Annotated in this window: 22 protein-coding genes and 1 pseudogene; 9 read left to right on the plus strand and 14 right to left on the minus strand. The window is 61.1% G+C overall.

The features are described 5' to 3' along the window. Nucleotides 1-101: 101 nt before the first annotated feature. A complete protein-coding gene (gene tusA, locus JFY56_RS01885) occupies nucleotides 102-341 on the minus strand; it encodes a sulfurtransferase TusA (protein ID WP_208311790.1) in 240 nt (79 codons plus the stop codon). Nucleotides 342-421: 80 nt separating this feature from the next. Next, nucleotides 422-1,312 carry a LysR family transcriptional regulator gene (locus JFY56_RS01890; RefSeq protein ID WP_208311791.1) on the minus strand — a complete coding sequence of 297 codons (891 nt, stop codon included), beginning with the start codon at nucleotides 1,310-1,312 and terminating at the stop codon, nucleotides 422-424. Between the two features lie 139 nt (nucleotides 1,313-1,451). Here JFY56_RS01890 and JFY56_RS01895 point away from each other — a divergent pair, with 139 nt between their 5' ends. Further along, nucleotides 1,452-2,969, plus strand: coding sequence for a CoA-acylating methylmalonate-semialdehyde dehydrogenase (locus JFY56_RS01895; RefSeq protein WP_208311792.1), 1,518 nt, complete (start codon nucleotides 1,452-1,454; stop codon nucleotides 2,967-2,969). Nucleotides 2,970-3,070: 101 nt separating this feature from the next. Next, a complete protein-coding gene (mmsB, locus tag JFY56_RS01900) occupies nucleotides 3,071-3,946 on the plus strand; it encodes a 3-hydroxyisobutyrate dehydrogenase (protein WP_208311793.1) in 876 nt (291 codons plus the stop codon). 155 nt (nucleotides 3,947-4,101) lie between these two features. Here mmsB and JFY56_RS01905 read toward each other — a convergent pair whose 3' ends face one another. Next, nucleotides 4,102-4,488: a hypothetical protein gene (locus JFY56_RS01905; RefSeq protein ID WP_208311794.1), complete on the minus strand. Its 387-nt coding sequence runs from the start codon at nucleotides 4,486-4,488 to the stop codon at nucleotides 4,102-4,104. Nucleotides 4,489-4,693: 205 nt separating this feature from the next. Between JFY56_RS01905 and JFY56_RS01910 the strand changes: the two genes are divergently transcribed. Further along, entirely contained in the window at nucleotides 4,694-5,011 is a 318-nt protein-coding gene (locus JFY56_RS01910) for a transcriptional regulator (protein WP_208311795.1), read from the plus strand. Between the two features lie 412 nt (nucleotides 5,012-5,423). On the opposite strand, the gene JFY56_RS01915 is transcribed toward JFY56_RS01910, so the two are convergent. Next, nucleotides 5,424-5,801 carry a hypothetical protein gene (locus tag JFY56_RS01915; RefSeq protein ID WP_208311796.1) on the minus strand — a complete coding sequence of 126 codons (378 nt, stop codon included), beginning with the start codon at nucleotides 5,799-5,801 and terminating at the stop codon, nucleotides 5,424-5,426. Between the two features lie 144 nt (nucleotides 5,802-5,945). On the opposite strand from JFY56_RS01915, the gene JFY56_RS01920 reads away from it, so the two are divergent. Both JFY56_RS01920 and JFY56_RS01925 read left to right on the plus strand, forming a co-directional pair. Further along, nucleotides 5,946-6,665, plus strand: coding sequence for an endonuclease (locus JFY56_RS01920; protein WP_208311797.1), 720 nt, complete (start codon nucleotides 5,946-5,948; stop codon nucleotides 6,663-6,665). A gap of 166 nt (nucleotides 6,666-6,831) precedes the next feature. Next, nucleotides 6,832-7,338, plus strand: a complete 507-nt coding sequence (locus JFY56_RS01925) for a DUF1993 domain-containing protein (protein WP_208311798.1) — start codon at nucleotides 6,832-6,834, stop codon at nucleotides 7,336-7,338. A 40-nt stretch (nucleotides 7,339-7,378) separates the two neighbouring features. Here JFY56_RS01925 and JFY56_RS01930 read toward each other — a convergent pair. Beyond that, a pseudogene (locus tag JFY56_RS01930) lies at nucleotides 7,379-7,480 on the minus strand (AsnC family transcriptional regulator); the annotation flags it as partial. 150 nt (nucleotides 7,481-7,630) lie between these two features. Between JFY56_RS01930 and gmtY the strand changes: the two are divergent. The 3 genes from gmtY to gmtX are packed head-to-tail and all read left to right on the plus strand — an operon-like array spanning nucleotide 7,631 to nucleotide 13,309. Further along, entirely contained in the window at nucleotides 7,631-9,016 is a 1,386-nt protein-coding gene (gene gmtY / locus JFY56_RS01935) for a gamma-mobile-trio recombinase GmtY (protein ID WP_208311799.1), read from the plus strand. A gap of 5 nt (nucleotides 9,017-9,021) precedes the next feature. Next, entirely contained in the window at nucleotides 9,022-12,675 is a 3,654-nt protein-coding gene (locus JFY56_RS01940; RefSeq protein ID WP_208311800.1) for a VPA1269 family protein, read from the plus strand. Further along, complete coding sequence (gmtX, locus tag JFY56_RS01945) at nucleotides 12,668-13,309, plus strand: gamma-mobile-trio protein GmtX (RefSeq protein WP_208311801.1); 642 nt, start codon at nucleotides 12,668-12,670, stop codon at nucleotides 13,307-13,309. The genes JFY56_RS01940 and gmtX overlap by 8 nt, the downstream gene beginning before the upstream one ends. A gap of 317 nt (nucleotides 13,310-13,626) precedes the next feature. Here the strand turns inward: gmtX and JFY56_RS01950 are convergent, their stop codons facing one another. Continuing rightward, nucleotides 13,627-13,950: a helix-turn-helix domain-containing protein gene (locus JFY56_RS01950; RefSeq protein ID WP_208311802.1), complete on the minus strand. Its 324-nt coding sequence runs from the start codon at nucleotides 13,948-13,950 to the stop codon at nucleotides 13,627-13,629. A gap of 85 nt (nucleotides 13,951-14,035) precedes the next feature. On the opposite strand from JFY56_RS01950, the gene JFY56_RS01955 reads away from it, so the two are divergent. Then, nucleotides 14,036-14,482: a hypothetical protein gene (locus JFY56_RS01955; protein WP_208311803.1), complete on the plus strand. Its 447-nt coding sequence runs from the start codon at nucleotides 14,036-14,038 to the stop codon at nucleotides 14,480-14,482. A gap of 205 nt (nucleotides 14,483-14,687) precedes the next feature. Here JFY56_RS01955 and JFY56_RS01960 read toward each other — a convergent pair whose 3' ends face one another. The 8 genes from JFY56_RS01960 to JFY56_RS01995 form a co-directional block, all read right to left on the minus strand. After that, the gene (locus JFY56_RS01960) at nucleotides 14,688-14,879 is read right to left on the minus strand and encodes an AbrB/MazE/SpoVT family DNA-binding domain-containing protein (RefSeq protein WP_208311804.1); all 192 of its coding nucleotides are present in this window, start codon (nucleotides 14,877-14,879) and stop codon (nucleotides 14,688-14,690) included. 88 nt (nucleotides 14,880-14,967) lie between these two features. Next, nucleotides 14,968-15,273 (minus strand): hypothetical protein, encoded by a 306-nt coding sequence (locus JFY56_RS01965; protein WP_208311805.1) that lies wholly within the window; start codon nucleotides 15,271-15,273, stop codon nucleotides 14,968-14,970. After that, nucleotides 15,270-15,671 (minus strand): hypothetical protein, encoded by a 402-nt coding sequence (locus JFY56_RS01970; protein WP_208311806.1) that lies wholly within the window; start codon nucleotides 15,669-15,671, stop codon nucleotides 15,270-15,272. Before JFY56_RS01970 ends, JFY56_RS01965 begins: the two co-directional genes overlap by 4 nt. A gap of 338 nt (nucleotides 15,672-16,009) precedes the next feature. Beyond that, nucleotides 16,010-17,395, minus strand: a complete 1,386-nt coding sequence (locus JFY56_RS01975; protein WP_208311807.1) for a DUF1254 domain-containing protein — start codon at nucleotides 17,393-17,395, stop codon at nucleotides 16,010-16,012. Nucleotides 17,396-17,504: 109 nt separating this feature from the next. Then, complete coding sequence (locus tag JFY56_RS01980) at nucleotides 17,505-19,844, minus strand: arylsulfatase (protein ID WP_208311808.1); 2,340 nt, start codon at nucleotides 19,842-19,844, stop codon at nucleotides 17,505-17,507. Nucleotides 19,845-19,932: 88 nt separating this feature from the next. Next, nucleotides 19,933-21,432, minus strand: coding sequence for an arylsulfatase (locus tag JFY56_RS01985; protein WP_236032390.1), 1,500 nt, complete (start codon nucleotides 21,430-21,432; stop codon nucleotides 19,933-19,935). Nucleotides 21,433-21,744: 312 nt separating this feature from the next. Further along, nucleotides 21,745-23,313: a long-chain-fatty-acid--CoA ligase gene (locus tag JFY56_RS01990; RefSeq protein ID WP_208311810.1), complete on the minus strand. Its 1,569-nt coding sequence runs from the start codon at nucleotides 23,311-23,313 to the stop codon at nucleotides 21,745-21,747. Between the two features lie 89 nt (nucleotides 23,314-23,402). Then, nucleotides 23,403-24,095: a DUF2889 domain-containing protein gene (locus JFY56_RS01995; RefSeq protein WP_328824782.1), complete on the minus strand. Its 693-nt coding sequence runs from the start codon at nucleotides 24,093-24,095 to the stop codon at nucleotides 23,403-23,405. Nucleotide 24,096 lies beyond the last annotated feature (1 nt).

Below are 24,096 nucleotides of genomic sequence, written 5' to 3' on the forward strand. Positions count from 1 at the left end.
GCTGAGCGCAGCGAAGCCCAACAACTGCCTGACCGCTGCACCGTTGGGCTTCGCAAGCTCAGCGCCAACCTACGTGGGGCTCGCCTACGTGGGGAGCGGCGTCAGTCGAGCTTCTTGCGAATCCAGTAGAGGTAGGTGCCCGCCTCTTCCTGCTGCTCCACCAGCTCGTGGCCGAGGAACATGCAGAACTTGGGAATGTCGCGGCGGGTGGAGGGGTCGGTGGCGATCACCTTGAGCAGGCCGCCGGCCGGCAGGTCGCGCACCTTGTTGTGCAGCATCATGACCGGTTCGGGGCAGTTGAGGCCGGTGGCGTCGAGGGTGTCGTCGACAGCGTGGGACATGTGGGAACTCCGTGAAGCGAATGCGCGCATTGTCGCGCAAAGCGCCGCCGCGGGTAACCCTTGTCCCGCCGCGAGGCGGCTCAGCGGCCCATCAGCAGCGCCTGGCTGGCTTCCGCCTTCTCGCGCAGGAAGTCCCAGGTGGTGCGCATCCGCGCGATGTCCTTGAGCTCGACCGGCATCAGCATCCAGAAAGTCCGCACGAACTCGATCTCGCCGCTGAGCACTTCCTCCAGGCGCGGATCGCCGGCGGCGGCGAAGCTGGGCAGGATCGCCACCCCGGCGCCCTCCGCCACCGCGCGCTGCTGGGCGAGGATGCTGGTGCTGCGCAGGGCGATGTTCAGCGGCCGGCCGATCTCGTCGAGGTACTGCAGCTCCTTGCTGTAGAGCATGTCGTCGACGTAGCCGATGAAGGGATGGGTGCGCAGGTCGTCGCGGCTGTTTATAGGTGGGTGCGCGGCCAGATAGTCGCGCGAGGCGTACAGGCGCAGCACGTAGTCGGTCAGGCGGGTGACCAGGTAGGGGCCGCGCTCCGGGCGCTCCAGGGTGATAACGATATCCGCCTCGTGGCGCGACAGTTGCAGCGCGCGCGGCACGGCGAGCAGGTCGACACCGAGGTGCGGATGGCGGCGGTTCAGCTCCACCAGTTGCGAGGTCAGGACCGTCGAACCGTAACCCTCGGTGGCGCCGATCCGTACCTTGCCGGACAGCCTGTCCTCCGCCCCGCCCAGGCGCTTCTCGATGACCTTGCAGGCGCTCTCCATCGCTTCCGCCTGCGGCAACAGGTCGTGTCCCGCCTCGGTCAGCCGATAGCCGGCGGTCTCGCGCACCAGCAGTTGCGCGCCGATGCTTTTTTCCAGCGCCTGCAGCCGGCGCGCCACGGTGGTGTGGTCGACGCCCAGGCGCCGCGCGGCCACGGTGAGCTTCCCGGCCCGCGACAGTTCGAGGAAAAAACGCAGATTGTCCCAGTCCATTTCGGCCTTCCTGTGCAAAAACGCAGACCATGCTTGCACATCGCCGCATTGAGTTCATCAAAAACGCACTGCTACTCTCAATCCGAGTCTTCCCCCGCCCTCCCGGGCCATAACGACAATTCGCAGAAGGTTGAGTCCCATGACCACGCAAGCCACTGCCGCAACCGCCACCGTCAAACTGCTGATCGACGGCAAGCTCGTCGAATCCACCACTTCCGAATGGCGCGAGGTGATCAACCCGGCCACCCAGGAAGTCCTCGCCCGCGTGCCCTTCGCCACCCAGGAAGAGATCGACGCGGCGGTCGCCAGTGCCAGGAAAGCCTTCAAGACCTGGAAGAAGACCCCGATCGGCACCCGCGCGCGGATCTTCCTCAAGTACCAGCAACTGATCCGCGAGAACATGAAGGAGCTGGCCGCGCTGCTCACCGCCGAACAGGGCAAGACCCTGCCGGACGCCGAGGGCGATATCTTCCGCGGCCTGGAAGTGGTCGAGCATGCCTCCGCCATCGGCAACCTGCAGCTCGGCGAGCTGGCCAACAACGTCGCCGGCGGCGTGGACACCTTCACAATGCTGCAGCCGATCGGCGTCTGCGCCGGCATCACGCCGTTCAACTTCCCGGCAATGATCCCGCTGTGGATGTTCCCGATGGCCATCGCCACCGGCAACACCTTCGTCCTCAAGCCTTCCGAGCAGGACCCGATGGTCACCATGCGCCTCGCCGAGCTGGCCCATGAAGCCGGCGTGCCGCCGGGCGTGCTGAACGTGATCCACGGTGGCGCCGCCTCGGTGAATGCGATCTGCGACCATCCGGATATCAAGGCCGTTTCCTTCGTGGGCTCCACCAAAGTCGGCACCCACGTCTACAACCGCGCCTCCCAGGCTGGCAAGCGCGTGCAGTGCATGATGGGCGCGAAGAATCACGCGGTGGTGCTGCCCGACGCGAACAAGGACCAGACCCTCAACGCCATCGCCGGTGCTGCCTTCGGCGCTGCCGGCCAGCGCTGCATGGCGCTGTCGGTGGTGCTGCTGGTGGGCGAGGCGCAGAAGTGGCTGCCGGAGCTGGTCGAGAAGGCCAAGACCCTGAAGGTCAGCGCCGGCGTCGAGCCGGGCACCGATGTCGGCCCGCTGGTTTCCTGCTCCGCCCTCGACCGCGTCAGCGGCCTGATCGAACGCGGCGTGCAGGAAGGCGCGCAACTGGTACTGGATGGCCGCAACCCGCAGGTCGCCGGCTATGACAACGGCAACTTCGTCGCCCCGACCATCTTCTCCGGCGTCACTCCGGAAATGACCATCTACCGCGACGAGATCTTCGGCCCGGTGCTCTGCGTGGTGCAGGCCGACACCCTGGACCAGGCCATCGAGCTGATCAACGCCAACCCGAACGGCAACGGCACCGCCCTCTTCACCCGCTCCGGCGCGGCTGCCCGCCACTTCAAGGAAGAGATCGACGTCGGCCAGGTCGGCATCAACGTGCCGATTCCGGTACCGGTGCCGCTGTTCTCCTTCACCGGCTCGCGCGGCTCCAAGCTCGGCGACCTCGGCCCGTACGGCAAGCAGGTGATCCAGTTCTACACCCAGACCAAGACCGTCACCGAGCGCTGGTTCGACGAGAACGAGGTCGGCGGTGCGGTGAATACCACCATCGAACTCAAGTGATGCGACACACGTAGGGCGGGTGCAACCCGCCAGATTTTCAGCAGGTGGCGGGTTGCACCCGCCCTACGTGCACGTCCGCAAACAACAAGAAGGACATCCCCATGCGCATCGGCTTCATCGGTCTCGGCAACATGGGCGGCCCCATGGCCGCCAACCTGCTCAAGGCCGGCTACGACCTCACCGTCTTCGATCTTTCCAGTTCCGCCGTGCAGAGCCTGGTCGGCCAGGGCGCCAGGAGCGCCGCCTCGCCCGCCGAACTGGCACGGGCCGACGTGGAAATCATCCTCACCATGCTGCCTGCCGCGCAGCACGTGAAACAGGTCTACCTCGGCGACGACGGCCTGCTGGCCAACGTCCAGCCGGGCGTGCTGCTGATCGATTCCTCCACCATCGACCCGCACAGCGCCCGCGACGTGGCCGCCGCAGCCCGCGCCCACGGCAACCCGATGCTCGATGCGCCGGTTTCCGGTGGCACCGCGGGCGCAGCGGCCGGCACCCTGACCTTCATGGTCGGCGGCGAGCAGGCGGACTTCGAGCGCGCCAGACCGGCACTGGCGGCCATGGGCAAGAACATCGTGCACTGCGGCGCAGCCGGTAACGGCCAGGTGGCCAAGGTGGCGAACAACATGCTGCTGGGCATTTCCATGATCGGCGTGGCCGAGGCGATGTCGCTGGGCGTGAAGCTGGGAATGGATGCGGAAGTGCTGGCCGGGATCATCAACACCTCCAGCGGCCGCTGCTGGAGCTCGGAGGTGAACAACCCGCTGACCGGCGCACCGGCAGCGCGCGGCTACAGCGGCGGCTTCGGCACCGACCTGATGCTCAAGGACCTCGGTCTGGCCAGCGAGGCGGCCCGCCAGGTGCGCCAGCCGGTACTGCTCGGCGCCCTCGCCCAGCAGCTCTACCAGAGCTTCAGCGCGCAGGGGAACGGCCAGCTGGACTTCTCCGCCATCGTCCGGCTGTACCAGGAACAGTGAATCGGCAGAAAGTAAAAAGCCCGCTCTAGAGCGGGCTTTTCGTCTGGGGTGCTAGTCCTTTAGCTGGGTCCATCATTACCTGATATCTGTGAAGAATTCGTGAAACGCGTCGACCTTCTTTCCGGAAAAGCCGCCACTCATCCGGAAATCCCTCATCAGCCCGAGTAATCCAGCGCCGTCCACATCCGGCTCAGCCCGCCACGAATGCTGCAGGTGGAAAGGTCAGCGGGTTCGTCGCCCACCGCGTAGACGGTCGTGCCGAGCGATTCGCCCTCGCCGCCGGTCAGCCACTGCAGGCGGCCACAATTGGGCGTCTCGATCACATAGCTGGCGGCAATCGGCGAGCGCGCCTTCGGCAGGTGGATCGCGTCGAGCACGGTGCCACGCTCTTCCACGCGCTTGCCATCGGCGACCAGCACCGCCCAGGCCTCGCGGCCTTCGATGATCAGGTAGGCGCCGTTCGCCTTCGGCTGTTCGACCGGCGGCTCGGCACAACCGGCCAGCATTCCCAGCACCGCACACACCATCAGGACTCGTTGCATCGCCATGCGCTCCTTTTCCGAAGGATTCCCTGCAGGTCCGACAGCTTGGTCCTGCAGGATGGGACATCGTTTCAGGTCAGTGAGCTCATGGTAGTCACAAAACACTGTTTATGCATACAGTATTTTTCGATTACTCTTACGGACATCGACGAAAGGCCGTCCGAGACGGGTCAACAACCGTCGTCAGAACTAGGAGCAGGAACCCATGGCAGACATCCGCCAGTTGAAATACACCGTCAACCACATGGCCACCGAGGAAGTCAGCGAAGCCGTCGCGGAACTGCTGCTGGAAGGGCTGGTGACCGAAGGCAAGACGCCGTTCACCCGCACCCACTTCAACACCTGTTTCGCCGAGATCGAGGCGCTGCTGCAGCGTGCCGGCTACCACCGCCCGCTGGACGTGGTCGGCTATCAGGGCAAGGCGTACGCGATGTTCGACCCGACGCGCTGGGACGCCGTGGAAGTGCTGCGCTGGCTGAAGGAGTATGCGGAGGAGGCAGAGCAACAAAGGGCAAGGGCATAGCAGCAACTGTCTTGCCGCCGAAGGTGCTTTTTGTAGGGTGGACAACGCGAAGCTTGTCCACCGCCGCGTCGCGTCGCGCTTGATGGTGGAAAAGGCTTCGCCGTTTTCCACCCTACGTTCTGCACGAGCTAACCGTAGGAGCCAACTGTCATGCGGAATATTTCCCTCGCTGAAAAACAGCACTATCGTGCTACATTCTGGAAAATTCCTACCTGGCAGCGTGCAAATTCCTCATGACAAATTCCATATTCCGTGGTTGGCGGTGGGCCTATCAAAAGCTCCGCAACTGGTACGTCAGCCCTATTGAATCGGTGTTTCGCGCCACCCTGTTCAGCCTGCGCGGAGATACCGGCGTGTTTTACAGCCATGGTGGGCAACGCAAATCGCGTATCGTCCGCGACGGCGACTAAACTCAGGGTTGTGACTGGCGGCGGATGACAGTTCGGCCGCCCGGCGTGACGGGATAGGTGGTGCCGTCGGGATACTCGACGCTCTGGCGAATGCCGCCGCTGCCGGACTGGATCACCGTGGTGGAACCACTGTTTCCGTAATTGCGCGGAACCCGATAGCCCCCGTAGCCGTCATAGCGCTGCCAGTTGGAAGATGTTCCGACACTGCCGCTCGCGCCCGGACTGACGTAGACACGTTCGACCACCTGCGGCCGCTGGTACGGGTACTGCGTCGATTGCCGGGGTGCCACTTCCTGGGCCGAGAAATCCCGCGCCGAAGCCGGCAGCGCCAGCACGCCGCAGGCCAGGACAACGGCAGCGCCGAACCACTTGATCGTCATCGAACCACCCTCCTCAGGCTGTCGCTCCAGCTTACCAGCCTCGCTTCCGAACACTCGAAAAATCGACCGGATGCCATTCGATTGCCACGATTGGCAATCCCTTCATAATCATTAAGATGCAGCTATTTCCTTAAGTAAAATATAATGATTATTCGCTGCGTATCCTTGCTGCTGCTCCTGTCCCTGCCGCTGGCCGCTTCCGCAGCAGCGCCCCGAACCTTTGCCGAAGCCAAGAAGATCGGCTGGAAGCTGTATGCCCGGCAGTCGGTGGAGTTCTACTGTGGCTGCCGCTACACCGGCAACAAGGTCGATCTCGCCAGTTGCGGCTACGTGCCGCGCAAGCAGCCGGCGCGGGCCAAGCGTATCGAGTGGGAGCACATCGTGCCCGCCTGGAACATCGGCCATCAGCGCCAGTGCTGGCAGAACGGCGGACGGGAGAACTGCTCGCGGCATGACCGCATCTATCAGAAAGCCGAAGCCGACCTGCACAACCTGGTACCCAGCATCGGCGAGGTGAACGGCGACCGTGGCAACTACAGCTTCTCCTGGCTGCCGAAGCAGGCACCGCAATACGGCGCCTGCCCGATGGTGATCGACTTCAAGGCGCGCAAGGCCATGCCGCGCCCGCAGGTCCGCGGGATGATCGCCCGCACCTACTTCTATATGAGCGACCGCTACGGCCTGCGCCTGTCGAAACAGGACCGCCAGCTGTTCACCGCCTGGAGCAGGCAATACCCGGTGGAAAACTGGGAGCGCCAGCGCAACCAGATGGTTGGCTGCGTGATGGGCTGGGGCAATCCCTATGTCGGCGAGGTCGAGATGAACCGCTGCCCTGCGCCGAAGAAGTCCGGGCGCAATTCGTAGGCTGAGCTTGCGAATCCCGATGTAACGGTAGGGCGGGTGAAACCCGCCAGGCCAATGCACAGCACGTGCTACCTGTGGCGGGTTGCACCCGCCCTACATCCCGCCCTATCCCACGCGCTACACTCCACGGGTTTGCCCAACCCCTGCAATCATCTGGAGTATCCGCATGTCCCTGTCGATCTACGAAGCTTCCGTTCCGGTGTTCATCCGCATGCTCGGCAATCTTTCGACCATCCTCGGCAAGGCCGCCGCCCATGCCGAGGCGAAATCCATCGACCAGGCGGTGCTGGTGAACGCCCGCCTGGCCCCGGACATGTTCGCCCTCGCCCGCCAGGTGCAGATCGCCAGCGACAGCGCCAAGGGCTGCGCCGCGCGCCTGGCCGGCGTGGACGTGCCGAGCTATCCGGACGAGGAAACCACCCTGGAGCAGTTGCAGGCGCGCATCGCCAAGACCGTCGAATTCCTCAAGGCCATCAAGCCCGAGCAACTGGAAGGCAGCGAGAAGCGCACCATCAACCTGAAGATGCGCACCCGCGAGGTCAGCTTCAGCGGCCGCGACTTCCTGCTCGGCTTCGCCATGCCAAACTTCTACTTCCACGTCACCACCGCCTACGACATCCTGCGCCACAACGGCGTGGAGGTCGGCAAGATGGACTTCCTCGGCGGCGTCTGAAGCAACCACGGGGCGCTGTTTCCGGCGCCCCTTTCCCGGATCAGCGCCCCGGCAGCGGCAGGCTGGTGGTGGACTTGATCTCCGACAGCGCGACGATCGAGTTGATCTCCTGGATGCCCGGCACCTGGGAGAGCTTCTCGAAGATTAGTTACCCTCAAATTCACTCCTAAAATTCTTCAATTTCCCCCATTGAAAGCTGAAATTTTCTCTAACACGCCTTGACTGCAGCCCTGCAACGTCAAGAGTTACCCCTACCAAATACAAAATTCCAAGAGACATGGTAGGGGCTTCGATGAATACCCTGTTTGAATCCTCCCACCGCGAGTACAGAACAATCATCGGTAATGCGGTCGGGCTGCAAGCCGTGTTGCCTGTTGTCGTCACAGAGCATGGCGTGCTCAGTCAGTTCGCCCGGTACATTTATCGGAAGCAACGTAGGAGCCGTGCGTGGCAGGACACCGCCACCTTTGCAATTCAACTGTTGCTCGAATTCTCGGAGGCGAACCAGGGGTTCTATGAGGAGCCAAGAGCCCTTTTCGCTGCCTTTTCAGATGCCCTCTATACCGGCACGATTGAGCGAGGGTGCGATCCGTCAGGACTTTATTGGCAAGCACGCCAGCCCAACGACGCCAGCAAGCTGATCAATCACATCACCCAATTCTCGGACTGGCTGTCAGCAATTAATGAGGATGCTGGCCTCCAGCTCAATCCGTGGCGGGAGGCTACTCGGCATGAGCAGCGTCTGAATTGGGCCGCATACACGCATCGACGGGACAACGCATTTCTCTCCCATCTTGTGTTTCGAGACGAGCCACAAACGGATCAATCCAGAGCAATTAGATCCCAAGGGTTACCGATTGAACATCTGACCCCGGCCAAGGCCTTCCCTGAGGCAAAGATCGATCTGCTGCTCACGGATGGATTTCGCAGGCGGGCACGGGACGGGCGCGGGCCGACAAACCTGCGCAATGTCCTTATAACGTTGCTCATGCACAACGGGGGACTGCGGCTGTCTGAAGCGCTTTCACTGTGGAGTGATGACGTCACGATTGAGAATGGGGAGGTCATCGTCCGGGTGTATCACCCGGAATATGGACTAGCCCCAGATAGTAGGACCAATCGAGCGACTTATTTGCAGCATCGCTTTGGTTTGCTACCGCGCAAACGGCTGGTGAAAGCGACTGACCCTCTGTTTCTTGGATGGAAGGATCCACTGATTACCGATCCAGCTCGAAAGTGTTTCGAGGTCTATTTCTTTCCCCATAGCGCCGGAGAGGAATTTGCTCAGCTGTGGCTCGACTATCACCGGAAGCAACGGGTAAAGCCATTGCTGAACGCCCAGCATCCTTATGCGTTTACCAACCGCGACGGCCAGCCCTACTCACACCGCATGTTTCGTAAGGCCCACCAACAGGCAGTCGAACGTATTGGTCTGGAACCCGAAAAACTCCTGGGTACAACTCCGCATGGTCATCGACATGCTTTCGGCCAGCGCTTGGCAGCGGCCGGCGCCTCGGACCTCACGATCAAAACCGCCATGCACCACAAGTCGATTGAGTCGAGCCAGACCTATACGCAACCGACCTCGACAGATCTTCGCAATTGCATGATTGAACTGGAGTCACAGCTTTCTGAGCGGCACGCAAGCGCCAACGCACTACAACTCAGCAAGGAGTGAAAGTGATGCCAGTAAAGAAGGATTTTTACAACTACGCCGAGGCGCAGGCAGCAGCCCAGGCGCTGAGAATCAAGAATTTGCCTGACTACAAAAAGCGTCATCACGAAGATCCGCGGCTACCTGCTGTCCCCCATCAATTCTATGCCAATGCCGGTTGGACGAACTGGTATGCCTACCTGGGTCGGGAAAAAACCAACCTTTACGCCACCTACGCCGAGGCGCAGGCAGCAGCCCAAGCGCTGGGAATCAAGAATGGGACGGACTACAAAAAGCGCTACCGCAAAGATCCGCGGCTGCCTGCTGGCCCCCATCAATCCTATGCCAATACCGGCTGGACAAACTGGTACGCCTTCTTAGGCAAGGAAAAAGCCAACTTTTACGCCACCTACACCGAGGCTCAGGCAGCAGCCCAGATGTCGGGGATGAAGAGTCAATCTGACTACCTCGCACTCTACAAAGAAGATCCGAGACTGCCTGCCACCCCTGACAGGGTATACGCCGATGCAGGCTGGACGAACTGGTACGCCTTCCTGGGCAATAAACAACCCAACCAATACGCCACCTACGCCGAAGCACAAACAGCAGCCCAGGCGCTGGGGATCAAGAGTCAGCCTGACTACAAAAAGCGCCGCGATGAAGACCCGAGACTGCCTAGCCGTCCCGACCAGCGCTATGCCGACACCGGCTGGATAGGCTGGCACGCCTACTTGGGCAAGGAAAAACCGGACTTTTACGCCACCTACGCCGCGGCCCAGGCAGCAGCCCAGGCGCTGGGGATCAAGAGTCAGCGTGACTACGAAAAGCGCCACCATGAAGATCCACGGCTACCTGCTAGCCCCCATCAATGCTATGCCAATACCGGCTGGACGAACTGGCACACCTTCCTGGGCAATAAACAACCCCTCCGATACGCCACCTACGCCGAGGCGCAGGCAGCGGCCCAAGCGCTGGGGATCAAGAGTGGGCCGGATTACGAAAAGCGCTACTGCCAAGATCCGCGGCTACCTGCCTCCCCCAGCCAATTCTATGCCAACATCGGCTGGACGAACTGGTACGCCTTCCTGGGCAATAAACAACCCGACCGATACGCCACCTACGCCGAGGCGCAGGCAGCGACCCAGACACTGGGAGTCAAGAGTGAGCCGGAGTACAAAAAGCGTTACCGCGAAGATTCGCGGCTACCTGCCACCCCCAACTACGTCTATGCCAACGTCGGCTGGACAAACTGGTATGCCTTCCTCGGGACTGAAGGACCTTATGATGCTGCAACTGACTATCCAATTATCTGGGCCGATTTTGAACGATGGCTAAGCAATTCTCTGGGGCATACCATCAAGAGAATTGCGATTAGGGCGCTGTTGGCAAATTTCTTTCGGGGACAGGGCTTGCCCGACGACCCACGATACTTGCTGCTGCGTACCAATCCCTTCAATGCCGAAGCTTACCAACAGTTCATCGAGAACCAGGCCGAGTCCACGAAAGTCCAATTTCACAGCACTTTCAAAGCCTTTTTCGGATGGCTATTGGATATGTACTGCACCGATGTCGATGCCTACGAGCGCGTCGTGCTTCCAGAGTACCGAAACCCCTTTTTGACAGTGCTTGCCGGCTTTGCCGATAGCTTGGGTAGTTATCGACCAAGCCAGTCCACAAAGGTACCTCTAGGTTACGAATACATACTTCGAGCGCGTCAATTCTTAGTGCCGAACGGCGAACAAGTTATGCAAACTCGGCCGTGCCTTAAGGACATTCCGCACCTGCAAGAATTTTTCAGTAACGACTGGAGGTCTGTTGATGAGGCCATTATTGATCGGAGTGATCCGAACTGTATTTGGCGTATAAAGAAAGGGCGAGCTAAAGGCTATGAGATTTGGTCGCCAGTTCGCTTCATCGCCCTCTACACACTACTGCGCTGCCCACTGCGTGGCCAGCAGATCCTCTGGCTCGACAGCGGAGAGGCGGACAGCGAGATTGCCGTTCTAGATGCTAAAAATGGCGGTATCCGCTGGGAGAAAAACGCCGGCCCCCTGACTGGAAAAGGAAGCAAGAAGCGTCGCCCACAAGCCGCAATTCAACGCGGTAGTTTGAATGAGCCGAAGTTCTATGTAACCACGAACAAGACCAGTCGAGTCAGAGGCGGTTACGAAATCGAGTGGATTCCCGACGACCTTGTCTACTGGTTCATCCTGCTGCGGGACTGGCAGGCCAAATACGCCCCCTTGAGCGCACCGACCAACTGGTCTGCAATTGGCCTTGACAGCACGACCAATTCAAAGATTTTGCAAGCACGGGGCACACAGTGTTTTCTGTTTCGCGCTGGCGCCTCGGGCACACCAATGGCCACCTCCACTGCCTTCACTCAATACTTCCCCGCGTTGCTCTACCAGATTCAACGCGATGGCGAGAATCTGGCTACCCCAGATCCTGAATGGCCTACACGCCAGCGCTATCTCAGCCCGTACACTCCCCACTGTCTGCGCGTGAGCCTCATTACGGCATTCATTATTGACGGCGACCTGCCCGTTGCAATCGTCTCGAAACTGGTCGGCCATGCCTCGTTGGTGATGACGATTTACTACACCAAGCTGAACAGGGGACAGATGCGGCATGCAATGGGAGAGGCAGAAAAGCGAGCCGCGCAATTGGTTACGGAGGCCGGTGTCGAATCGATCAGAAAACAGGGGCTGAAGCCCCTTCGCCACCAGTTGATTGCAACAGACGGCAATCGTTCGCTGCTCGAGACTGACGTACCGAATTCCGCCTGCGTCGTGTTCGATCACGGAATCTGCCCAATGTCAGCCAGCGCCTGCGAGGAAGGTGGGGACCTACTGGTAGAGAACGTTGCTCAAGCCGTCTATGGCCCCGTTCAAGTAGGTTATCTCGGAAAGAAAAATTGCCCCCAATGCCGGTTCTTTGTCACTGGCATCCCATTTCTCGGCGGATTGGTGGCAATCGCCAACGAGGTCGCACTGGAGATACACGCGGAGAGCAAGCGCTACCAAGACTACACCACAGAGGTTGAACGGCTTGAGCAAGAGCGCTATGACTCTTGCCAGGAAAATCTACCAGATACCCAGCAACCGAAGCTGAAACAGGCGATTGCCTGTCAGCAGCAAAGCGCCGCAAAGCTGGACAGCCTACTGGCTGATTACATCGCGATTAGCCGTTACATCCAGGGTTGCCTGAAACTGATCAATGAAGGCGAGCAGCATAGCGAGAGCCAGGATGCCGTCAGACTGATCGTCGCTGACGGCGTTGGTGAAGTTGGCGCGACATATGAAGAATCCAAGACCGAATACCATCTGCTCGCCGAGATTTGTCAGAACGCGACCATCTATCAATCGGCCAATCCTTCGCGCGCTGTGCCCCTTATCGCCCAGGCCATCGACCGCATGGCTGAAAACAACGGCCTGGCACCTGCAATGTTCAGGCTCAGCGACAAACAAAAGTTGGTCGTCGCCAACGAGTTGAACCGACTACTCCTCCAACGCCTCGGCTCGTGGGAAAGGATCGACGATCTGTTTGCCGGCGACTTGATGCTGCTCGATATCGATACCCATGAGCCGGCATTGACGCGCATCTCGACCGAGATACAGCGTCTGCTATCTAACCCAAATAGCGCTCGCCAAGTTGCTCTCGAGGTTCCGGCTAATGAGTGAGCAGCTAACTACGCCGCAGGAAACGTTCGAGCGACTGATCAACGAGGCTAGCGATGCGCGCCGTAAACGCAGTCTGGATGCTCTGAATGAGGCATGCCGGTTGTTACATGAGCGCGGGTCTTCTGACTTCTCGTACAAGACCATCGTCACCCTCGGCCAGGACCGAGGGCTTTCAGTACCCGGTGAAAAATCAATTGTTAATGCCACGGGAGCGCATTACCGCGAGCTGATCCAAGCCTGGAAACTGAACTCGGTCGCGGGGAAGGCCAACAGAAAGGTCGCTCCAAATGATTGGATAGAGAAGATAGATGATCCTGTGTTACGCCTGAGTGTCGCGCTACTGGCCAAAGAATTGCGCGCAATCAAGACAAAGATTGCTCGGCAAGAGAAGGCCAACGGTGCACCGATTTATTTGGGTGCTTCTCAAGTCCAAGGCCAAGGCACCTCGAAACAACCGAACCTGAACGCCGCTGAGTTGGACGCCCTCAAGGCCGCAATTGATCCGAGCGTCCTATCGCCGCTTGGATATTCTATTGGCAGTCGTGGCGAAGTGGTGGATGCGAAGGGCAGGAAGATTCATAAGCCTGGATTTCGGGATGCCATTGAGAAAATCCTGTCTGTACAGGTGAAGTGAAATGGCCAATGGATAGCAGATAAGCCCTGTTCACCGAGGGGTGACAGTCCCTAGGAATTACCATGCGAGCACCTATCGACGGTCCAACATCAAAATCGCGTGATGGAGACTCCGCCATCGTCCAGGGACGCCGCCCCGATCACGAATGCTGAGTCATCCGAGGCTAGATAAAGAACCGAGCGAACCTGCTCTTAAGGCTTCGCCACATGCATCAACGCATGCAGATTGGTAACGAAATTATCTATCTGAATCACCCTGGTCGATCGAGTTCATCTAGGCCTCCTCGACCGCCTGTAGGCAAGCACATACAGGTTCTCCTATGCGTTGGAGGCACCGATCGACGTCCGGTCGCTTCCGTTGGCCAGCCCAAGGAACTGCAGCTCCCGTTCTAGGCGGGTGATGAGCGTTCGACTGTCCTGATGCGGCTCTTTATACAGGTAAGCTGCAATTAGCAGAGTCGCCGGGTGCACCTCCAATACGTCGGCCAACTGCTCGAGCTTCTGAATCGTCGGGACCTTCTGTCCGCGTTCCAAGGTGCTCAGGTAAGTTCGGCTGCTGACCGTCGAAAAATCCTCCTGAGTCAGCTCTCGCTGCTTGCGTAGCTGCTTGAGGGCAAGCCCGAATGCGGTATTCAGTTCCATTTTGCCAATTCCGCAAAAGGAACAATGAGGCCTACATGAACACTATGGAGCTACAATCTATAGGACTCATTTCGAGTGTCCGGCCATGTTTATCACCTATCGCTACGCCGAGATGTCTCTGGATCCGCGGCTCGAGTTCACCCCGGCACAGCTGTGGGCGGCTGTGGAGCAGGATATCCAGTGGCCTTGGTTTTACGTGCAGATCGCTCGGCGCGATGGACGCGAAGTGGTTGCCAGTGCGCTGCTGCTCCAGCATGCACATGATCTGGAAACCATTATCCAGAGCCAGTCGAAGCACGCGTGGGTCGAGCAAGTGCAGATCGTCACCCCGGCGCATCTCAATGGACATGCCAGATGGCTGATGGAGCCGTTGAAGGAAGTGTGCTTAATGCAAGACGATGCTGGAGAGAAAGGCCTGCTGTTCAAGGTGGAGAATGATGTCCGCTATTCGCTGCACCCGCAGCGCAACCTGGAGCAACTGCTCTTGATCAAGGTGTTGTTCTCGGCCGAGTCGGATCTGCAGCGGCGTTGAACGAGGGACAGTCGAGGCAGGCAACCTCGACCGGAATCTAGTGAGCGCGCGGTGGCGGCTGCTTTGTCTGCACTAGGTGGTGTGTGCTCGCGAGCCATTGTCATGGCATCGATTTGCATTGTCCGCAGGGGAAGACGGTTTCCCGTCAACATGTCCCTAGGACCGTGAAGTCAGTTTACTCGAAAAGAAATCACTACTGACATATCTAGCCGGTTGGCTCACTGGGCAGTGGCTTAAGCTTCAGGGACAGCACACTCTCGACACGCTCAAGGATCAACTCGTCGCCCACAACCCACCCCAGCCTCTCAAGCAGTTCGGATGGCAGCTCGATGATGGCGTCGCCACTGCCATCCCCAGCGTCTTGGCAGGCAACCCGCCACGTATTGATATCAGCCATTGCCCATATCCTCGTCAAGTGATGGCATCGTAGGCACTCTAACGCTCGGCCCCAGTCACTCGACGCGAGTGCGAAATGGACCGGCCTGCTATGGTTCGAGATCGGTCGCCCGTGAATAGCGGTACTCTTCCGACGAAAGGCGCCCCTTGGGACCAAACAGCAAGTTGGCCGTGAGCGTTTCTAGATAGACCATTGCCTCCGGTTGAGTGTGCTGCGCGAAGTATGCCCGCTGCGTCGCAGGCAGGGTGGCGCGGTGCGCCAGGCAGGCACTCACCATCTCCGCCAGCACATAGCCACGAACGTCGTAACGCTCATCTACAGCACGCAGGACGGTGCGATAACACGAGCGATAGGTCGGTGTCCGGCCGGCCTGCCGGTAAGCGTCGTTACTCATCCCTGGCTCCCGGCCTGCCAGGAGGCCAGAAACTGCAATATCTGCTCAACCTGGCCCTGACTGATCAGTTGCTCCGCAGTCCGGCGCTCGAAGGTCGGCAATGGCTCGTGGCGGAACCAGGCAATAGATTTCTCGATCGCCACCCCGCTCTCGGCCACCGCCAGTACCACGCGCAGGGCGTCAGCTATGAAATGCTGCGCGGCTTCGGCTTCGGACGCGGCGGCGACGAATGACTGGCTGCGGCGATAAGAATCGACCTGGGCGGCCCAGATGGCCGGGCTGACGCCGAAGACCTTGGTATAGCGCTCAGCCGAATAGGTCGCTCCATTCGCGGTACGCAGGTAGTCGTTCAGCTCGCCAGCCGACATCGCCCCTTGCTGGAATGCCTCCCGATTCATGGCTCGCTCCTCCCGCCGCATTTTGATGACAGCATGCCCGCAAACAGGCGGCGGGCAAAGCCCCGTTCGCTAGCCAGGGGCTGCCAGTTTTCGCTGCCGTTTCGCCACTTGGCGCGACCAGCTTGGCTAGCTGCTGCTCGAGAGTGCTCGCCCTGGCCTTCTCGGTGGCAGCGATCTGCTGCGCATCACTGAGTTGGGCCAGTGCGATATTGCGCTGAACTGGTTAAAGCAGCATGTGCAAAATTTGCGCATGCTGCAACCGCTGGAAAACTATATCGCGCGGTTCCTGCAAGCCACTCAATAGCCGCCGACTCGGCCCCCGACACCTCACCGGCTATTCACTGCCGTACCACCGCCGGCGGCGTCCAGGAGCCATCGATGATTTCCCCGCGCGGCGAATAGAGGCGCATGAGCAGGTTGAACGGTGCCTTGTCGACCGGCAGCCAGTTGGCTTCCTTGTCCGCTCCGGGCGACTCTGCCTGGATATACAGGTCGAGCGAGCCGTCGGCGTTGCTGGCGAGCTTGTCGCGGTCGCCGATTGCCTGGCGTTTCAGCGAGTTCGGGATGAAGTAGCCGTCGGTGTCGTAGGCCGTCACCGACCAGAAGGCATCCACCGGCGGCAGCTTGCCTTTTTCGAAGTGCAGCACGTAGCGGTTGTTGCCATCGAGTTGCCGGCCTTCGCTGTCCTTCGCCAGCGAGGGATAGATCGCGTCCTGCGGCAGGTTCATGCCCAAGCCGAAGTTGGCGACGGCGGCGCGGTAGTAATAGTCCACCCCGTATGCGCCTGCACGTGTCGTGTAGATCCATCCCTGACCACCAATGCCGGCGGCTTTCCTGCCCTCGGCCGCCACCTGCGCCATGCCGTCGGCGAAACCGCGCTCGAACGCCTGCCGGACACTCGCTGGCGCCGCTGCGAGGTTGAAGCTCTGCCCTACCGTGAATCCCGCCCGTTCGAGGCGGTGGATCATCGGATAGTCGGTCGGGTTCGGCGGATTGTCCTTCAGCAGCTCAGCAAAACGGCCGAAGAAGGTTGCCGCTTCCATCTTTTTCACCTGCGCCGGCGGCGGCGTCTTCATGTCGATGGTCGGGTCGACCTGACCTTTGGGCGCTACGTACGCGCCGTTACCCCAGGCGGAGAGCGGCACCAGGTTGAGGGTGTCCTGGATCTCGTGGACTTTCGCGTAGTCGGCCACGCCGTTGGTCTGGGTCCGACCGATGATCCACGCATAGCGGGTGGGGCTTTTGATCACCTCCAGTCCTGCCGGCACGGTGCCGTGCCACTGCGGCCCGACCACGAGGAAATTGCGCGCCGTATTCCGGCCGGTAGTACGAGTGCCGGGCACGGCGAACACATCGGTCCACAGGCTGAGAATAGGCAACTGGAAGTAGCGGTCGGTGGCCGGTACCGAGAGAACCACCGGCTCGGCCTTCAGGTCGAGCACGGCGGCCGAGTACAGAGTGTCGACGTTCGAGCGAATGACGGTCTTGCGGCTGGGGTCCGGGAACTCGCGGGCGTGATAGAAGCGGTTGGCCGGGCCACGGACCGAATCGTTCGGCTCGGCGAAGTTGCTCAACTGCTGCAAGGTGAGGTGCGTCAGTACCAAGGGGTAGGCATAGACGTAGGCGTCCTTGGCGATGGCACGGATCTCCTCCTCGGAAATCGCCTGGACCGGTGCCGCAGGGCGCACCGTCGCGGGCTTGCCCTGGTCCTGAGCGACGGCCACGGGAAGGGTGCCGATCGCAAGGATTACCACGGCATTGAAAGTTGCTAGCCATTTTCTCAACATGTGTATTTGTCCTCTTTCTTATTGATATCGGGGAACGCCCGAGAAATCAGCGAAGATCCACCGTCACCCGGTCCAGCTTGCCTTCGAAGGTGAACGGCGGCGTGTAGTCGCCCGACACCGCGGAGCCGGAATCCAGGCCGACGTCCTGGCCTTCGTATAGCGAGTAGATGAACGGCACGGTGCGCTCCACTTTCCCTTCTGCGATGACCTTGCCGTCGGCCGACAGGCGCAGGGTGCCACCCTTGCCACGTTCCTTGGCGCTGCCGGCGTAGTCGAAGTCCATCTTCAGTGTGGTCTTGCCAGTTGGCAGTACCGACTCGCTGTCCACACGGTAGCTGGCCATGCCCAGGTAGTTGTGCACGGCGGTCAGGTGCCCATCCTTGAGGTAGAAGCCCCAGCCGCCAGTGAAGCCGCCCTGGGTGAAGAGCATGCCGTTGGCCTTCTCCGGCAGCTCGACCTCCGCCGTCACCGAGAACGAGCGATTGTGCAGCCCCGGCGAATTACCCTCGGGCAATGCCGCCAGCGCGCCGTTGTAGACGAACTGCTTGCGACCGGCTGCCAGGCTCGGGCGGCCCATCAGCTCGGCGTTGAAGCGCTTCACGCCGTCCCAGTTCAGCGGCAGGATGTTGGCCTTCTGCGCCTGGGCCCACCACAGCTGATCCATCTGCCTGACCTTCTCCGGATACTGCGCGGCAAGGTCATGGGCCTGGCTGAAATCTTCGTCGATCTTGTACAGCTCCCAGGTGGTCTTATCCACGTCGAACTCGTCGCGATCCGGATTCCACGGCGTGGAACCAATCGAGGAGGCGAACCAGCCGTCCTGGTAGATGCCGCGATTGCGGAACAGCTCGAACACCTGGCCCCGGCGGCGGTCTCTGGCCTTCGCGTCATTGAATGTATAGAGCATGCTGATGCCATCCATGGGCTTCTGCGTCACGCCATTGAGCACGCTCGGCGCCTCGATGCCGGCGGCTTCGAGGATGGTCGGCGTGATGTCGGTGACATAGGCGAACTGGCTGCGCAGGCCGCCCTTGTCCTTGATCTTCGCCGGCCAGGAAATCACCAGCGGGTTGCGCGTACCACCGAAGTGCGAAGCGACCTGCTTGGTCCACTGGAACGGGGTGTTCATGGCATGCGCCCAGGCTGAGGGGAAGTGGTTGAAATGCTTCGGCCCACCCAGCTCGTCGATGACCTTGAGGTTGCTCTGCCAGGTCTCCTGTACACCGTTGAAGATCGAGAACTCGTTGGTGCGGCCGTCCATCCCGCCTTCGGCGGAGGCACCGTTGTCGCCGACCATGTAGATGATCAGGGTGTTGTCACCGTCCGGCAGCTTGCGCACGGCGTCGATGATCCGGCCCATCTCGTAGTCGGTATGCGCACTGAAGGCGGCGAACAGCTCCATCATCCGCGAATACAGGCGCTTCTGATCCGGCTGCAGCGAGTCCCAGGCGGCCAGATCGGCCGGGCGCGGCGTCAGTTGGGCGTTCGCCGGGACCACGCCGAGCTTCTTCTGGCGCTCCAGGGTCAGCTCTCGGTACTTGTCCCAGCCCATGTCGAACTGGCCCTTGTACTTGTCGCGCCAGTCGGCCGGCGGCTGGTGCGGCGAGTGGGCGGCGCCGGGGGCGACATAGAGGAAGAACGGCCGCTGCGGGTCGATGGCCTTGGCCTTGTTGACCCAGGTGATGGCGTGATCGGCCAGGTCGGTGGTCAGGTGGTAGTTCGGGTCCTTCGAGCGCGGCACCAGGCTGTGCCCTTCATAGAGGATCGGCTCGAACTGGCTGGTATCCCCGCCGTTGAAACCGTAGAAGTAGTCGAAGCCGAGGCCCGTCGGCCAACGGTCGAACGGTCCCACTTCGCTGGTTTCCCAGGGCGGCGTGTTGTGGTTCTTGCCGATCTGCGCGGTGGCGTAGCCGTTCTGCCGGAGGATTTCGGCGATGGTGCCAGTACTCCTCGGCAGGATGCCGGTGTAACCGTCGTAGCCGATGCCGAGTTCGGAGATCACCCCGAAGTTGGCCTGGTGCTCGTTGCGCCCGGTGAGCAGCGCGGCGCGGGTCGGCGAGCACAGCGCAGTGGTGTGGAAACGGTTGAAGCGCACGCCGTCAGCCGCGAGCTTGTCGAGGCTCGGCGACGGCACAGCGCCGCCGAATACGTCGAACTGACCGAAGCCGACATCATCGAGCAGGATCACCAGCACGTTCGGCGCGCCTTTCGGCGGGCGTTCCAGCGGTGGGAACTGCGGCGGATCGCTGTCGAGCTTGGTGCGCCCGACATACCCCGGATAGTGGTAGTCCGGCTTCGGCAGGATCGTCTCGGCATGCACCTGGATCGCCAGGGCACAAAGCCCCAGCAGCAAGCCCAGGGCGCGCACTTTCTTCTGAATGAACATGCTTGCTCCTAACTGAATGGGGCCCGGGTTGCGGGCCTTGTTGCAGGCGTTCCAAGGGTTCTGCGGGGCTCGCAGAACCCCAGGGGGATCACTGCTCGGCAGATGATTTCTGCAAACCCATCAGGGCTTTCCGGATCGCCAGGCTCTGGTAATTGATGTTGGCCGGGTTGAGGTTCTCGCCTTCCTGGAAGGGGTACTGCCCCAGTGTCGCCATGAACTTCTTGATTTCGGCCTGTACCGGCACGAACAACCACATCTGGTCAGCAGCCCAGCGCGCGGACAACCCAGAATCCTTACGCGCGGTTTCAAAGGGATCGGCCTTCAGGTTAGTGAGGCTCGGCCAGTTGGGGACCGTGCGCGATGCCCGGGAGACGGAGCCTTCGAAGCTGGCGAAGGCGATTTTCCAATCGTTCCAGCGCAGCGCATTCAGCTCGCCCCCCTGACCGAAATAGAAGTACTCCTCACGCGGGCTGCTCTTCGTTTCGCCCTTGAAGAACGGCAGAAAGTCGTAGCCGTCCAGGTGCACCCGGTACCGCTTGCCGTTCAGCTCGCCGCCCTTGGCCAACTGAGCCACCAGGTTGGAGTTTCCGGCGGCCGCGGCCAGGGTCGGCATCCAGTCGTTGAGGGCAATCATGTTGTTGTAGCGGATGCCTGGCTTGAGCACGCCCGGCCACTTGACCAGCATCGGTACGCGGTGGCCGCCCTCGTTGGAGGTGCCTTTCTCGCCATTGAACGGCGAGGTGCCGCCGTCCGGCCAACTGGCCTTCTGCGCACCGTTGTCGGTGGTGTAGACGATGATGGTGTTGTCGGCGATGCCGAGGTCGTCGAGCTTCTTCAGCAACTGGCCGACCTGGCCGTCGTGCTCGACCATGCCATCCGGGTACAGGCCGATCCCGGTCTTGCCGTCCGACTCTTTCTTCAGGTGAGTCCAGACGTGCATGCGCGTGCTGTTGAACCAGACGAAGAAGGGCTTGTCGGCCTTGTGCGCCTTGTCGATGAAGTTCTCGGTGGCTTCGACGAACTCCTGGTCGATGGTCTCCATGCGCTTGCGGGTCAGCGGACCGGTGTCCTCGATGCGGCCGTCGGCATAGGAATGGATCACGCCGCGCGGGCCGTATTTCTTCCGGAATTCCGGGTCTTTCGGGTAGTAGTAGGTTTCCGGCTCTTCCTCGGCGTTCACGTGGTAGAGATTGCCGAAGAACTCATCGAAGCCGTGGTTGGTCGGCAGGTGCCTGTCGCGGTCGCCGAGGTGATTCTTGCCGAACTGGCCGGTGGTATAGCCCTGCTGCTTCATCACGTCGCCCAGGGTCGGCGCCCAGTCCGGGATACCGTGCTCGGAGCCGGGCATGCCGATGGTCAGCAGGCCGGTACGGAACGGATGCTCGCCGAGAATGAAGGCAGAGCGGCCGGCGGTGCAGGACTGCTCGCCGTAGGCGTGGGTGAACAGCGCACCCTCTTTGGCGATACGGTCGATGTTCGGCGTCTCGTAACCCATCATCCCCTGGTTGTAGGCGCTGATGTTGTAGTAGCCGATGTCGTCGCCGAAGATCACCAGGACGTTTGGTTTGTCTGCCGCATCGACGCTCAACGCAGCTCCAAGCAATGATGCTGCCAGGACGAGTCTGGGCAGCCATTTGTTCAATCTCTTCATTTCGCCAGTTCTCTGTTCTTGTTTTGCGGGCCGGTCGGCCCATGAACGGATGCTATTCCTCTCGGCTTGCGCAGGAACCCGCCCATTCCGGCCAGGCCACCCCACTCCTTCCCCACTCCATGGGCACCGACCAGCCACCCGGACGCCATGCTCATGGCGGGGCAACGAAAGTGGGTATCTTCAGGCAGGAAAACTTCCGCCAACCGCCCCGCAGGGCGGCTGGTTGGAAGGTCGGGAGGCAGTCGCCGGTCAGGCGATATTGCGCGAGTGGTTTTCCCAGTAGGGTTTGCGCAGCTCGTTCTTGAGAATCTTGCCCACGCTCGACAGCGGCATGGCCTCGCGAAACTCCACGCTGCGCGGGCACTTGTATCCGGCGATGCGCTCACGGCAATGGGCGACGATTTGCTCTTCGCTCACCGAGTGCTCGGGCTTGAGCACGATCACCGCATGCACCGACTCGCCCCACTTGTCGGAGGGGATGCCGATGGCCGCGCACTGCGCCACGGCGGGATGGCTGGAAATGGCGTTCTCGACCTCGGCGGAATACACGTTCTCGCCGCCGCTGACGATCATGTCCTTCAGGCGGTCGACGATGTAGACGAAGCCCTCTTCGTCCATGTAGCCGCCGTCGCCGGTGTGCATCCAGCCATCCTTCAGCACTTCGGCGGTGGCTTCCGGCTTGTTCAGGTAGCCGAGCATGACGTTGGGGCCGCGCACGGCGATCTCTCCTACCGTGCCGCGCGGCACCTCACGGGATTCGCTGTCGACGATGCGTATTTCCACGCAATTGATCGCCCGGCCGGCCGAATACATCTTGCCGCTGGCCTGGTGTTCCGCGCAGTGGTACTCGGGGTCGAGCAGGGTTCCGCCGGTAGTCAACTCAGTCATGCCATAACCCTGGAAGAACCGCGCAGCCGGGAATGCTCCCCAGGCACGATCGAGCAGCACCGGGGAAATCGGCGAGGCGCCATAGATGATGTTGCAGATCGACTCCAGTTCAACCCCGGCCCACTCCGGACTGGCGTCACGGGCATCGAGCAGCATCTGGATCATGGTCGGTGCCAGCATCAGGTCGCACACGCCTTCGCGGGTGATGGCCTGCAGGGCTGCCTCACCGGTGAACGCCGGAAGGATCACATGGACCCCACCGGATACCAGCAGGCTGTACATGGCGGAGAAATCGGCCAGGTGGAACATCGGCATGGCATGCAGGAACGCCGTGCCGCACTTGAAGAAGCCTCTGTTCTGGGAAGCCAGCGAGGCGAAAGCCAGGTTGTTCTGGCTGATCATCACGCCCTTGGGGAAACCGGTGGTGCCGCCGGTGTAGAATATCCCCAGCAGCGCATCGCCGCTGCGGCGAACATCCTCGACCGGTTCGGCCGCGGCGAGCAGCTCCTCGTAGGACAGCATGCCCTCGGGAGTCTGCTCGTCGCCGGCGTAGATCATGTGACGGATAGTCTTCGCCTGCTGGGCAATGACCGCGCCCATGCCCTTGAACGTGTCGTCGACGATCAGCATGGTCGACTGGGAGTCATCCAGGGAATAGACGATCTCGGCGACGCTCCAGCGCGTATTGACCGGGTTCAGCACGCCATCGCCCCACGGCACGCCCAGGCTGTACTCGATATAGTGCTGGGAGTTGCGCGACAGCATGGCGATGCAGTCGCCGCTAGCCATGCCGAGTTTCTTCAATGCACCGGCCAGCCTCGCGACTCGTTGGCCGAGCTCGGCGAACGTCATGCTGCGTCCCTGGCTGCGAATGGCAGTGGCATTGGGGCGCTGCTGCATGTGGCGGTGTAAGCCTTGGGTGATGTACATCTGAACCTCCACTCTTGTTGTTATTGGCGGATGCGCTCGGTGCAGGCTGCATGCAACGCCAGGTCATTCATGCCCCTTCCGGGACTTCATCAATCGTTGGCCACAGCCAATGGCATCGGTTCGGTATATCGGCTGCGGGCCAGTAGTCTTCTCTCGGCTTCGCCGCCGCGTTGGTAGGCATGGCAGGTGCCGATCACCCATTTGTTGCCGGCGAACTCGCTGGCCCGGTCGACCGCCGCGCGCTCCCGCGGGGTGCCATAGGCGAGCATGGAGACTGTCTGGTAAACGGTAGTCGCCATCGGCCCGAGCAGCTCGGTCAGGTGAGTGCAGCCCTGCTCTCCTCCCACGCGTTCAAGCAGCCGCTTCTTGAAGCCTGGACCGATACGCAGCCCCTTCAGGGCCGCGTAGGCGCCGTTTATCTGGCGGCAGAACGGCGTCGGGCCAGCCTCGGTGACTGCCTTCAGGTCATGGATCACCAGGTCCCGGTCGACCGTCATGATCATCAGCATCTGGTGCACCGGCTGGTTGGCGGAAATGCTGCTGAACAGCAGGGTGGTGTCGTACGACTTAGTGTCGCGCAGCCGTCCTTCGAACTCGAACAGGCCATCCTCGCGCAGGTAACCCTCACAGCTGACCTGCCGGGTGTGCAGCAGGCGCCGCCGCTGGTTTTCCGATGCGTGTTCCGCCATCGCAGTCTTCTCTTGTAGCTGGCAGGCTGACGACAGCCCGCTGGTTGAAAGGCCTTCCCTGGCGGTGTGGGCGGCGCTCTCGTGGCTGAACACC

The organism is Pseudomonas schmalbachii (assembly GCF_017589465.1).
Lineage (GTDB): Bacteria > Pseudomonadota > Gammaproteobacteria > Pseudomonadales > Pseudomonadaceae > Pseudomonas > Pseudomonas schmalbachii.

Coding starts and splice junctions, on each gene's coding strand:
- JFY56_RS01955 (WP_208311803.1), top strand. CDS start 14,036: ATGTTTATCACCTATCGCTACGCCGAGATGTCTCTGGATCCGCGGCTC.
- JFY56_RS01950 (WP_208311802.1), bottom strand. CDS start 13,950: ATGGAACTGAATACCGCATTCGGGCTTGCCCTCAAGCAGCTACGCAAG.
- JFY56_RS01980 (WP_208311808.1), bottom strand. CDS start 19,844: ATGTTCATTCAGAAGAAAGTGCGCGCCCTGGGCTTGCTGCTGGGGCTT.
- JFY56_RS01990 (WP_208311810.1), bottom strand. CDS start 23,313: ATGTACATCACCCAAGGCTTACACCGCCACATGCAGCAGCGCCCCAAT.
- JFY56_RS01910 (WP_208311795.1), top strand. CDS start 4,694: ATGGCAGACATCCGCCAGTTGAAATACACCGTCAACCACATGGCCACC.
- JFY56_RS01970 (WP_208311806.1), bottom strand. CDS start 15,671: ATGAATCGGGAGGCATTCCAGCAAGGGGCGATGTCGGCTGGCGAGCTG.
- JFY56_RS01965 (WP_208311805.1), bottom strand. CDS start 15,273: ATGAGTAACGACGCTTACCGGCAGGCCGGCCGGACACCGACCTATCGC.
- gmtX (WP_208311801.1), top strand. CDS start 12,668: ATGAGTGAGCAGCTAACTACGCCGCAGGAAACGTTCGAGCGACTGATC.
- mmsB (WP_208311793.1), top strand. CDS start 3,071: ATGCGCATCGGCTTCATCGGTCTCGGCAACATGGGCGGCCCCATGGCC.
- gmtY (WP_208311799.1), top strand. CDS start 7,631: ATGAATACCCTGTTTGAATCCTCCCACCGCGAGTACAGAACAATCATC.
- tusA (WP_208311790.1), bottom strand. CDS start 341: ATGTCCCACGCTGTCGACGACACCCTCGACGCCACCGGCCTCAACTGC.
- JFY56_RS01960 (WP_208311804.1), bottom strand. CDS start 14,879: ATGGCTGATATCAATACGTGGCGGGTTGCCTGCCAAGACGCTGGGGAT.
- JFY56_RS01940 (WP_208311800.1), top strand. CDS start 9,022: ATGCCAGTAAAGAAGGATTTTTACAACTACGCCGAGGCGCAGGCAGCA.
- JFY56_RS01920 (WP_208311797.1), top strand. CDS start 5,946: ATGATTATTCGCTGCGTATCCTTGCTGCTGCTCCTGTCCCTGCCGCTG.
- JFY56_RS01905 (WP_208311794.1), bottom strand. CDS start 4,488: ATGCAACGAGTCCTGATGGTGTGTGCGGTGCTGGGAATGCTGGCCGGT.
- JFY56_RS01915 (WP_208311796.1), bottom strand. CDS start 5,801: ATGACGATCAAGTGGTTCGGCGCTGCCGTTGTCCTGGCCTGCGGCGTG.
- JFY56_RS01895 (WP_208311792.1), top strand. CDS start 1,452: ATGACCACGCAAGCCACTGCCGCAACCGCCACCGTCAAACTGCTGATC.
- JFY56_RS01925 (WP_208311798.1), top strand. CDS start 6,832: ATGTCCCTGTCGATCTACGAAGCTTCCGTTCCGGTGTTCATCCGCATG.
- JFY56_RS01890 (WP_208311791.1), bottom strand. CDS start 1,312: ATGGACTGGGACAATCTGCGTTTTTTCCTCGAACTGTCGCGGGCCGGG.